This window comes from Empedobacter sp. UBA7252, assembly GCF_002472765.1.
Taxonomy (GTDB): Bacteria; Bacteroidota; Bacteroidia; order Flavobacteriales; family Weeksellaceae; genus Empedobacter; species Empedobacter falsenii_B.
Genome location: NZ_DKSQ01000042.1, coordinates 1 through 11910, shown reverse-complemented (window position 1 = coordinate 11910; position 11910 = coordinate 1). Strand labels below are relative to the sequence as shown.

General features: G+C 32.6%; 9 protein-coding genes. 1 reads left to right on the top strand and 8 read right to left on the bottom strand.

The features are described from left to right. Positions 1 to 30 precede the first annotated feature (30 nt). From bioA to B2X73_RS05435, 5 genes are read right to left on the bottom strand one after another with little or no spacing between them, the layout of a single operon-like run. Positions 31 to 1302, bottom strand: a complete 1272-nt coding sequence (bioA, locus tag B2X73_RS05455) for an adenosylmethionine--8-amino-7-oxononanoate transaminase (protein ID WP_291048364.1) — start codon at positions 1300 to 1302, stop codon at positions 31 to 33. Then, on the bottom strand, positions 1290 to 2285 hold the full coding sequence (gene bioB, locus B2X73_RS05450; RefSeq protein WP_291095949.1) for a biotin synthase BioB: 996 nt from the start codon (positions 2283 to 2285) through the stop codon (positions 1290 to 1292). The genes bioA and bioB overlap by 13 nt, the downstream gene beginning before the upstream one ends. 6 nt (positions 2286 to 2291) lie before the next feature. Beyond that, on the bottom strand, positions 2292 to 2915 hold the full coding sequence (gene bioD / locus B2X73_RS05445) for a dethiobiotin synthase (RefSeq protein WP_291095946.1): 624 nt from the start codon (positions 2913 to 2915) through the stop codon (positions 2292 to 2294). Further along, a complete protein-coding gene (locus B2X73_RS05440) occupies positions 2908 to 4011 on the bottom strand; it encodes an aminotransferase class I/II-fold pyridoxal phosphate-dependent enzyme (RefSeq protein ID WP_286494870.1) in 1104 nt (367 codons plus the stop codon). The genes bioD and B2X73_RS05440 overlap by 8 nt, the downstream gene beginning before the upstream one ends. Next, entirely contained in the window at positions 3995 to 4612 is a 618-nt protein-coding gene (locus B2X73_RS05435) for a hypothetical protein (protein WP_286494872.1), read from the bottom strand. Before B2X73_RS05435 ends, B2X73_RS05440 begins: the two co-directional genes overlap by 17 nt. A 246-nt stretch (positions 4613 to 4858) precedes the next feature. On the opposite strand from B2X73_RS05435, the gene B2X73_RS05430 reads away from it, so the two are divergent. Then, positions 4859 to 6307 (top strand): FAD-dependent oxidoreductase, encoded by a 1449-nt coding sequence (locus tag B2X73_RS05430; RefSeq protein WP_409410981.1) that lies wholly within the window; start codon positions 4859 to 4861, stop codon positions 6305 to 6307. Between the two features lie 91 nt (positions 6308 to 6398). On the opposite strand, the gene B2X73_RS05425 is transcribed toward B2X73_RS05430, so the two are convergent. Genes B2X73_RS05425 through B2X73_RS05415 form a run of 3 tightly spaced genes read right to left on the bottom strand, consistent with a single transcriptional unit; the run spans position 6399 to position 11856 of the window. Then, a complete protein-coding gene (locus B2X73_RS05425; RefSeq protein ID WP_291051693.1) occupies positions 6399 to 9506 on the bottom strand; it encodes an efflux RND transporter permease subunit in 3108 nt (1035 codons plus the stop codon). Positions 9507 to 9509: 3 nt separating this feature from the next. After that, on the bottom strand, positions 9510 to 10601 hold the full coding sequence (locus tag B2X73_RS05420; RefSeq protein WP_291048383.1) for an efflux RND transporter periplasmic adaptor subunit: 1092 nt from the start codon (positions 10599 to 10601) through the stop codon (positions 9510 to 9512). 4 nt (positions 10602 to 10605) lie between these two features. Continuing rightward, positions 10606 to 11856: a TolC family protein gene (locus B2X73_RS05415; protein WP_291095942.1), complete on the bottom strand. Its 1251-nt coding sequence runs from the start codon at positions 11854 to 11856 to the stop codon at positions 10606 to 10608. Positions 11857 to 11910 lie beyond the last annotated feature (54 nt).

Genomic DNA, 11910 nt, shown 5'->3' with positions numbered 1-11910 from the left:
AATCTTATAAGCGTCATTTAGAACTTAACATTAAAACAATTCGATTAAAGCTTGACGAATCGTATCATAAATATAATTTAGATCATCAGTCGAAATACAATAAGGAGGAACTAAATAAATAATATTCCCTAAAGGACGCAATAATATACCTTTCTCTAAAAAGTAAGGATATAGCTTTTCGTGTATATCACTAAAATAAGATGTTTCTTCATTTGTATTCCATTCCAACGCCAAAATAGTGCCGCATTGTCTTATCACTTTTACTTTAGGATGATCTTGAATAGACACAACAAAATGTTGATGTTGATGTACAATATTTGCTATTTGCTGTTGTATAGAAGTCTGTAATAACAAATCAAGACTTGCTAACGCAGCGGTACACGCTAATGGACTTGCCGTAAAAGAATGCCCGTGAAATAACGTCTTATTCAAATCATCAGCATAAAAGGCTTGGTAAATTCTATCTGTACAAGTTGTAACGCCCAAAGGCAAAGTACCACCTGTTAAACCTTTCGAAAAACACATAATATCTGGAACTTCTGTCAAATGATTTGCTGCAAATAATTTACCTGTACGACCAAATCCTACAAAAATCTCATCTTGAATCATTAAAATATGATATGCTCTACAGCAACTCATCAATTGATCTAAATATTCAGCCTCATGCATCAACATCCCCGAAGCTCCTTGAACCAAAGGTTCGTAAATAAAACACGCTACTTTAGTTGCAACTTCTTTTATTTGCGATTTAATCGCTTCTATATTTTCTGCATTCGGCGTATCAATAAATATAACATCAAAAAGCTTTTCACTAAAAGGTTCTGTCCAAATTCCTCTTCCACTTACAGACATCGCGCCAAAAGTATCACCATGATAGGCATTTTTGAACGCTAAAATCACAGGTCTATCTTCTTTTTTATTGAAATGATATTGTAAACACATTTTTAATGCTACCTCAATCGCTGTTGATCCATTGTCGCTATAAAATGCTTTCTTTTGATTTTGAGGTAAAAGAGCCAACAAACGTTCAGACAATTCAATTGCAGGTCGATGCGTAAATCCTGCAAAAATAACATGTTCCAAAGTTGTTAGCTGTTCGTGCATTTTTTGTGCAATATACGGATGCGCATGTCCATGCAGCGTTACCCACCACGATGAAACAGCGTCAATATATTGTTTGTTATTTTCATCGTAAATATAACTTCCTTCTCCTCTTACAATTGGAATAATATTATTGGCTTTTTTCATCTGCGTATAAGGATGCCAATTCACCAACTGATCGCGTTCTTTTAATGTGTACATGTCTGAGTTGTTTCTTGTTTAACCATTGGTATTAAACCTAAATTTTCAAACATTTTCATATCCTCTGTTACCCCAGGATTAGGCGTTACCAGTAAGGTTTCACGCTCTCCTGTAAAAATCGAATTCGCTCCAGCCATAAAACACCAAGCTTGTTCAACTTCCGTCATTTCTATTCGACCAGCACTTAAACGCACAACCGAAGAAGGCATCACAATACGAGCTGTAGCAATCATACGAACCATATCCCAAATATCTACTTTCGGATTATTTTCTAAAGGTGTTCCTTTTACTCTTGCTAAAGCATTTACAGGTACAGATTCTGGATGTTTTGGCATTGTTGCCAAAGTTAATAGCATAGAAATTCGATCTTGATGCGTTTCTCCTAAGCCAATAATTCCACCCGAACAAACTGTAATCCCAGCCTTTCGCACATTTTGTATTGTATTGATTCGATTATCAAATTTACGAGTAGAAATAATCTCATCGTAATAAGCTTCGGAAGTATCTAAATTATGATTATAAGCGTGTAAACCTGCTTCTTGCAAACGAATTGCCTGCTCTTCTGTCAACATTCCTAATGTACAACATACTTCTAATCCCAATTCATTTACACCTTTAACCATTTCGATTATTCGATCAAAATCTCGATTATTTCGTACTTCTCGCCAAGCAGCTGCCATGCAAAAACGTGATGAGCCCGCTTCTTTTGCTTTCTTTGCATGTGCTAATACTGTTGCAGTTGGTAACAAAGCTTCTACTTTAATATCGGTATGATAACGCGCTGCTTGTCCGCAATATGAGCAATCTTCGGGACAACCACCTGTTTTTACAGATAACAAGGTGCATACTTGTACTTCTCTTGCATTGTGCCATTCTCGATGTTTTTTGGATGCGTGATATACTAAATCTAATAATGGTTGATGATAGATTTTTTCGATTTCTTCTTTCGTCCAATCATGGCGTGTTTCGTTTGATACTTTCATTGTATTTTAAATATTAAATTGATACTTAATTGTTTCTGCTATATTTCTCACTTCGCTTGAGTTTATTGAATTGAGTTTTGGTATAATGATGATAGAAATATCCGGAGACAAATGATTTTTTATAACACGAGAAGTGTCTTCATCAAACTCTCCATTAAACACAAAATATTCGATAGCGATATTTCTTAATTTCAGTATTTCAATCGTTAATAATGTATGATTAATACAACCCAAGTAATTCGTTGCAACCATAACTACTGGAAGATTAAACTGCTGAATAAGATCAATCATAAAATCTTCTTCATTAATAGGAACAAATAATCCTCCTGCTCCTTCAACAATAAGAGAATTGGTTGTTTTGGGAAATTCAAAATCATTTAAATTAATCTCAATATCTTCTTCTTTTGCAGATTGATGAGGCGAAGCGGCTTTTTGCAAGCGATAACGTTCTTGATGAATTTTCAGTTCTGGAGAAGTTAACGATTTTACCAACAAACTATCTGATGAATCTAAATCTCCCGATTGTATTGGTTTCCAATAATCAGCTTGTAAAACTTCAGTTAATATTGCTGAAACCATCGTTTTCCCAACTTCTGTTCCTATCCCTGTAACAAATAATTGTTTAGACATTTTCTTTTATCTTTTCTATTAATTGATTAATTTCTTCTTGTGTGTTAAAAGCATGCAAACAGATTCTTAAGCGCTCTTCTGCTACTGTAGGCGGAAATACTGCAAAAGTGTTTATTCCTGCCTCTTCTAATTGATTTTGGATTTTGGTTAATTGACTCCTAGACACAAACTTTAGAATTTGAATTGGACTATTTTTATTTGAAGAACTCGTTAAGCCACTATTTCTAAAATGTGAGATATTATATTGTAAACTTTCTTGAAGCGATTTATTTTCTTTGATAAACTGATAACCTTTTCGTAAACCTGTCACATGAAAATCAGCAATAGCTGTGGTGTAAATAAAAGGTGAAGCATAATTAATGAGATAATCAATCACTAACTGATTAGCTAAAATCGTGGCACCGCTCATTCCCATCGCTTTTCCATAAGTTACAACCGTTGCAAACACTTTGCATTGTAAACCGAATTGATGAACCAATCCGTAACCAAAAACACCAAAAGCATGAGCTTCATCTACCACTAATGCTGCATTGTATTTATTGGCTAATTCAACCAGTTCAATTAATGGAGCACAATCACCATCCATCGAATACAAACTTTCTACCGCGATAAAACAACGCTCTTTTACTCTTTGCAATAGTTTCTCTAAATGATCTAAATCGTTATGTTTAAACTTTATTTTTTTTGCGTTGGATAATTTAATCCCGTCATGTACTGATCGATGTATATTTTCATCAACTAAAACAACATCATGTCGAGTTAAAAGTGCAGAAAAAAGTGCTAAATTGGCATTATATCCAGATGAAAAAAGTAATGCAGCTTCCACTTTATGTTCATTTGCTATCATCTCTTCCGTTTCACTTAGATAATCAGAATTCCCACTAATCAAACGTGCTCCAGTAGAACCATAAAGTAAAGATGGTTGCGCTATAAACTCATTTAAAATCTGCTGATGTAAGATTTCATTTTTAGCTAATCCTAAATAATCATTACTATAAAAATCAATTCCAGAAGAACGAACTTTTAATGTTCTTTTAATTCCTTTTTGTTCTCTTTCAAATAGAGATAGTCGCAATGAATTAAAAAATTTCGACATTATTCAGTTCATTTTCAATTGCAGAAATCCAATTCATAAATAACACTTCTTCTAGTTGTATCACTTGATTTGCATAGATTTTCCATTCTCTATGAAATTCTTTTAATTGTGAAATCATTTCTTCAAGATGACCTTCTTCTTCAACAATAATAGATTTTACCATCACTTTTTGTTGATGCGCCGTCAAAATATCTTGATATATTGGATACAATTCATCTGCCCTCACTTCTATAGCGTAAGTCACAAACAAATAAGCTGCGTATTTTAAATCTTCCCCATCAAGATTAAATTCTTTCTTCAACAAACGACAAACCTGAATATCTAATTGATGTAAATAATACATTGTTGCTTTTGGTGCTAAAAGATAAATAGGCTCATAATTGACACAAGCATCTGGAATTAATTTTATAATTTGCTTTTTCAAATAATAAGCATGGCGATGTTCCTCAGCTGCATGTTTCAATTGGATAAGATTCACAAAAGTTTTGTGCTCACATGCCGAAATCTTTCGTGCTCCTGCATTTTCCATAAACGAAAGTGTATTAAGCCACTTTACATGTAATTTTGGTTCTAAAACAATATGATTTAATAATTTTTTCAATTGATTTTATTTTTGACCAAAATTATAAGTCCAACGGATTGTATATACATTCCACTTTTATAATAAATGATAGTCCGGATATATTAAACCCATTCTAAAATCTCTGAAAAAGGTTGTAGAATCATCACTATAAAGAAGTTGAATAATGAAAACTATTATTACAGAAAAATTCATTATTCATGTATTAATTCTATCTTTTACGATTAGATTTTTCTAAATAGCTACTTTAATCTTATTTTTGCAAAAATTTTTAAATTGAGTACTCGAGAAAATTGGATAAGTTGCAAGAATTGTAATGGACTTGGAAAAAAAAGTCAAGGAGTTTCGAAAAGGAAACTATCGCGTTATGAATCAGCTGTTGCTCAATCTAAAAAGAATGAAAATTTTATTACTCCAAATAAACCAAAAAGTTCGATGCAGATCTGTACTGTCTGCTCAGGAACCGGTTTGACAACTACAAATGAACATCCATCACCCAACGAAAAAAAATATCCTCATGTTGCAATTGTCGGAGCTGGAATTGGTGGAATTGCATTAGCATTAGCGTGTTTACATCGTCAAATTCCTTTTACACTTTTTGAACGTGATCGAGCTTTCAACGATCGTTCCCAAGGTTATGGACTAACGTTACAGCAAGCTAGTAAAGAATTAAAAAAATTTGGAATCCAAACTTTAGAGGAAGGAATCGTTTCTACATTGCATTTAGCACATACTATAGAAGGAAATGTGATTGGCGAATGGGGAATAAGAAAATTGCAAGATAAAGAAGCGATTGAAGCTAAAAACAAAAATAAACATACCAATATTCACATTGCGAGACAATCTTTACGCTTAGCTTTTTTAAATCAATTAGGTGGCAATAATCAAGTTTTATGGAATCATCAATTAGTCGATTTTAATGTTGATGATAAAATAGAATTAACGTTTGATGTTGATGGAATTCAAAAACACTTTAAAGCTGATTTACTTGTTGGTGCTGATGGCATACGAAGTATAGTTCGTCGATTGATTATAAATGAGGAAAATACTCCATTACGTTATTTGGGGTGTATTGTTATTTTAGGTATTTGTAAACTGGATGCTTTAACTAATTTAGAAAATCATTTGTTGGATGGAGTAACGGTATTTCAAACAGCAAATGGAACTGAACGAATGTATATGATGCCTTATGACAAAGATTCGGTTATGTGGCAATTTAGTTTTCCAATGTTAGAAAATGAAGCGATAGCTTTGAGTAAAAAAGGTTCAGAGGCTTTAAAAATAGAAGTTGCTAAAAGAACGCATTGGCACTCTCCTATTCCTGAAATTATTGCAGCTACAGAACCCAAACAAATCACTGGATACCCCGTTTATGATCGAGATTTATTAATGTCAAATTTACTAGAAAATGCTGGCTCTGTCACTTTAATTGGCGATGCAGCTCATCCTATGAGTCCTTTTAAAGGACAAGGTGCAAATCAAGCTTTATTAGATGCTTTATTGTTAGCACAAAAAATAACATCAGCTTATAATAATATTCAAAATAAACAGATTAATTTACGTGAAGAAGTTTTACAACAATATGAAAAAGAGATGATGGAACGAAGTAGCGTTAAAGTGAAAAAGTCAGCAGATGCCGCAAAATTTTTACATTCAGATATTGTACTTCAAGAAGGTAACGTAACGTTTGGTTCTAAGTGGTCTTCTACTTTATAATTAATTATTCTAGATTTACTCATTCATAATCAATAAAAAAGGAGTTTTTACCTTTTGATAAAAACTCCTTTATATAAAACAACTACACAAATTATTTCAGGAATTTCTGTTGATATTCTTTTCTATATGCATAATAAAATACAACTGGAAGAATTGTAAAGGATAAGATTAAACAAATAATTAATCCTCCTACAATCATAATTGCCAAAGGCTTTTGAATTTCTGATCCCATTCCGGTAGAAAGTGCTGCTGGTAATAATCCCATCGATCCCATAAGCGCAATCATCACAACAGGGCGTATTCTACTTTTAACACCATTGACTATTGCTTCTTTTAATTGCATTTTATGCTTTAAATTATCTCGAATAACACCAATTAGAACAATTCCATCAATCGTTGCTACTCCAAAAAGAATAATAAAACCTATTCCCGCAGATATACCAAAAATGGTTCCTGTTACCCAAAGCGAAATAAATCCTCCAATAAAAGCAAAAGGCAGTGTTAATGCAGCTATCGCTGTGTCTTTTACATTTCCGAAATTGGTATACAATAATAATAAAATCAAAACTAACGAAATCGGAACGACCATTGCTAATTGTTTTGCTGCACGCTCTTTACTTTCGAATTCACCAGCCCATTCCATGTAATTTTCTTTCGGTAATTTAACTTCTTTCGCCACTACTTTCTTCGCTTCATCGATTGTACTTCCTAAATCACGACCTTCTATACTGAATCCTACACCGATATATCGACTATTTCCTTCTCGATAAATAAAAGCAGGTCCTGTTTGATAACCAATTGTAGCTATTTCCTGCAAAGGAACATTGTTCCCATTACTTGTTGGAATCAAAATATTTCCAATTTTCTCAGGAGTATCTCTATAAGCTTCCTGAAAACGAAGAATAACATCAAACTGTCGATCATTTTCATAAAACTTAGTAGCTGCTTGTCCACCAATTGTCATTTCAATTACTGCCTGAACATCCGCTGTACTAATACCATATTTCGCCATTTTTGAATCACTCAATTCTATTCTAAGTTCAGGTAAACCAATATTTTTATAAACATTGATATCCGTTATTCCATTTACTTTTTCGATAGAAGTAGCGACCTTGTTTGCATATTTTTCTAAATCATACAAATCATCACCAAAAATCTTAATAACTAATGAACTTTTTACACCAGCTACATATTCTTCGACATTATCTTGAATGGGTTGCGAAAATCCAAATACAATTCCTGGATAATGATTTAGTTTATCTCGCATCTCTTGAATAATCTCTTCTTTTGAAATCTTGCGCTTCCAATCTTTTTCATCTTTTAATTGAACATTAAACTCAATATTAAAGAATCCTGTTGGATCTGTTCCATCATTTGGACGACCTGTTTGTGTTAAAATAAAATCAATTTCATCACAATCTTTCTGCATCAACTCTTTCATCTCTTTTGTTAATCGAGTTGATTCTTGTAAATTGACACTATTTGGTAAAGTTGCACGAATGTAAATTGCTCCTTCATTCAGTTTTGGAAGAAATTCTGATCCATAATGCGAGAACTTAAACAAACAAAGAGCTAAAATTCCTAAAAAGATTCCTATTGTTGCCTTTTTATAACGAAATGCAGTTTCATATAATCCAAAAATAGTTTTCTGAAAAAATCGAGTAATAAAGTTCTCTTTCTCCTCCATATTTTTCTTAAAAAGCAACTTACACATTGCAGGAACATAAGTTAGACTTAATATTAAAGATCCTAATAATGCGTATCCTAATGTAAATGCTAAAGGAGAGAACATTTTACCTTCCACTTTTTGGAATGAAAATATCGGTAATAAAGCAACAATAAGAATAAGTAAGGCAAAGAAAATATAAGAAGCTACACTTCCTGCACTTTTCTTTATAACACCCATTTTACTCATTTTTGCGAAACGTTCTGCTCCTACTTTATGTTGCATTGTAGCTAAAGCAACAAAAACTGTTTCTACAATTACCAAAGTTCCTTCTAACAACAATCCAAAATCCAGTGACCCCATTGAAATTAAATTCGCTGGTAATCCTTGTATTTTCAACATGATAATTGCGAACAAAAATGAAAGCGGAATAACCGAAGCTACAATAAATGTTGATTTCCAATTATATAAAAAAACAAAAACAATTAATGATACCAATAAAATACCTTCAATAATATTTTTAGAAACCGTATGTACTGTATTATCCACCAATTTGGTACGATCTACAACTGTTTCAATTTTCACATTATCTGGTAAAGTTCTTGTATTCAATTCTTCAATCTTCGCTTTCAGATTTTCAATGACTTCGGATGGATTTTCACCACGCAACATCACAACAATTCCTTCTACCATATCATCATGCTTATTGTAACCAACTTGCCCCAAACGTGGTTTATTCGAAATGACAACATCTGCCACATTTTTGATCAAAATTGGTGTAGAACCATTTAGAGCGACAGTAATATTTCCGATATCCTCTATCTTATCTAGTAAACCAACACCACGAACTACATAAGCTTGATCTCCTTGCTGAATCACATCTCCACCAACATTTATATTTGATTTAGAAACTGCTTCATAAACATCTAAAGGCGATAAATTATAATTCTTTAATTCTGTTGGATTAATTTTAATTTCATACGTTTTTTCTTCTCCACCAAAACTTACAACATCTGCAACTCCTGATACAGAAAGCAATTCACGTTCTATTACCCAATCTTGTATCGCGGTAACTTCCTTGATCGGTAAATCACTTTTGATCACATAACGAAAAATCTCTCCTGTAGCACCAGAAGGCGGTTCAATATCTGCATCAGCTCCTTCTGGTAAATCAACTCCACTCAATTTATTCGATACATATTGTTGTGCATAAAAATCATCTACTCCATCTTCAAACTGAACCGTTACAACAGATAATCCGAAAAGAGAAATTGAACGAATATTAGATTTATGCGGAATACTATTCATTACTTTTGAAACTGGTAGAGTCACCAATTTTTCCATTTCCTCAGCACTTCTTCCTGGCCATTGTGTTATAATACGAGCTCTAGTATTTGTTACATCCGGAAATGCCTCTATTGGTGTATGTTTTAAAGAAAATATACCTGCAAAGAGTAATGCAAATACAGCAAATAAAACAAAGGTTGTATTTCGTAACGAAAAAGTTACGACTGATTGTACTAACTTTTTCATTTATTATTTATTTAATTCCTCAAATATCATTAGAGCGTTTCGAGAAATAACTTTCTCATTTGGAGCAAACTTTTCGCTAACAAATGTGAATTCTTCATTCTGACCAATCGTCGTAATTTTTCGAATATCCATTGTACAATCATTTTTATATACCACCACATATTCCTTGTTGTTCTCAAAAACTTTGGCTTTGTTTGGTATCGCAAATGCATTTCCTACAATATTTTGTTTATCGATAATAATATCTGCACTCAAACCTGGCATCAAGTTCAAATCTTGATTTTCTAACACAACACGCGCTTTCAAAACGTGTTCATTTTCATCAAACACATTGTATATTTTATCAATTTTTCCAACATAAATTCGATCAGGATACGCCATAGATTTCACTTTTACAGCATCTCCTTTTTTTACATATTGCAGATTATTGGCGTAAATATTTACCATTACCCAAACTTGTTTCAAATTAGAAATAGAAAATAAATTATCTTCTGAATCTGAAATAATAGATTGACCAACGCTCATGTTTTTCTGAACGATATAACCATTTTTAGGTGATAAAATCTGGAATTGACCATTGCCAACCGCACGATACATTCTCAAGGTTGCATTGATTTTATCAATTTCAATTTGCGTTGATTGTAATTCGTGTTCTGCCTCTGTAACTTCGGGTTGAGAAGCCATTCCATCATTCAACAATTCTTTTTTCGACTTGATTTGTTTTCGAATCAAATCCATTTGATTTTGATGATAACGCTTTTGCTGTACCAAATCCAACACTTCGTTCGATTTTACAACTGCCAAAACTTGACCTTGACGCACATAATCACCTAATTCAAAATTCACTTTATCTACCACTCCTTGCAGCAAACTTTTAAAACCAACCAAGTCATTTTCGTTGTATTCAATTTTTCCTGACAAGGTTAATTGTTCGTGAATCGGCTGCTCTAAAACAGCTACAATTTCAGTTGACTTTTTCAATTGTTCGTTCAAACAAAATTTGTCTTCTTTTACCGCTTCTTTCGGGGCTTCTTGCTTGTTACAACTACTTAAAACCAAAGTAAAAGCAGCTAAAAAATAAAAACTTTTTTTCATCATTTTATAAATCTTGTCCAACGATATAATTTAGTTCTTCGAATGTGTTTTGATAATTTTCCAATAAATCCAAATAAGCTTTTTGAGATTCGCGATAAGCCTGCGTAAAATCAATAAATTCTAATAAAGTGATTTGTTTATTTTGGAGATGTTTTTTGTAATTGTCAATCATGGTTAGTTGCTCTTGATTGTTCAATTTTTTCCACTGAATAAGAGCTTTATCCAATTGACTAATTTGATTTTGAAGTCGATCGATCGAAATATCTAACTCAGAATGTAGCGCATTTTTCGTAATTTGTTGTTGATTCAGTACAATTTCTGAAGCTTTGATGTTTCCTTTATTCGTATTGAAAATCGGTAAATCAATGCTTACACCTACACCTACAAAATCGCGCATAATATTTCCACCACGATCATAATTTACCTGAAAAGCCAAATCTGGTGTACGTTGCGCTTTTTCTAAAATCAATTGTTTTTCAGCTAAATTGATTTCATTTTCTTGTTTTTTTAACGCTATATTTTGCTCTTTTGCTAATTGTTTAGCATTGAATGGGATTGATTTGGAATGAGAATTGAATCTTGAAAAATCGATTTCATTTACATTTAAATCTGAGTTTTGCGTTAACAATCGAAGTTTATTAATGTATTCAATTTCTTGATTTTCTAGCTCAATTTGATCTTTTTGTAAACCGATTAATTCTGTTTGAAGTCTGTAAAAATCTGCTTTCGGAACATTTTTTAAATCTGCTTGTCGCTGATATTGCGTCATCATCTGTTCAAATAAATCAATACTATTTTGCAATTCTTTCTTTTCAGATTGAATACGCGCCAACGAAAAATATGTTTGTCTCAATTCTTTTTTCAGCTCACGCAACAATTCCTCATACTCAAAAAGTGCCGAATTCTTTTCTAATTCTTTAATCGCAACACGCTTTTTTCGTTTACCTGCCGTTTCAATTAATTGCTCTAATTCGACAGAAATTTGTTGATTATTCCCGTATTTACCGAATAAATAAGGCTGTTCTTCTACATTATAAGTTTTCCAAAGATTAACCTCAGAAATACTCAACGTTGGATTTTGCCATAATTTCTCCTGAATAATTTCAGCATCAATTCTGTCAACATTGAATTTATTCGCAATGAGTGCATAATTTTTTTGTAAAAACGCGGCTTCTAGATTGTCCAACGTTACGTTTTGCGCCTGTGTTTGCATCGCAAAAATAATTGGAATTGCAGTATAATAGATCTTCTTCACTTCTACTCTTTTTGAAAATTCAAAAGTAAAAGTGTAAGATTAAGGCGAGTTTTA

What these genes read in the sequence shown, in the direction of transcription:
- B2X73_RS05440 (WP_286494870.1), bottom strand. Translation starts at nt 4,011, where the DNA reads ATGTCGAAATTTTTTAATTCATTGCGACTATCTCTATTTGAAAGAGAA.
- bioA (WP_291048364.1), bottom strand. Translation starts at nt 1,302, where the DNA reads ATGTACACATTAAAAGAACGCGATCAGTTGGTGAATTGGCATCCTTAT.
- bioD (WP_291095946.1), bottom strand. Translation starts at nt 2,915, where the DNA reads ATGTCTAAACAATTATTTGTTACAGGGATAGGAACAGAAGTTGGGAAA.
- B2X73_RS05420 (WP_291048383.1), bottom strand. Translation starts at nt 10,601, where the DNA reads ATGAAAAAAAGTTTTTATTTTTTAGCTGCTTTTACTTTGGTTTTAAGT.
- bioB (WP_291095949.1), bottom strand. Translation starts at nt 2,285, where the DNA reads ATGAAAGTATCAAACGAAACACGCCATGATTGGACGAAAGAAGAAATC.
- B2X73_RS05425 (WP_291051693.1), bottom strand. Translation starts at nt 9,506, where the DNA reads ATGAAAAAGTTAGTACAATCAGTCGTAACTTTTTCGTTACGAAATACA.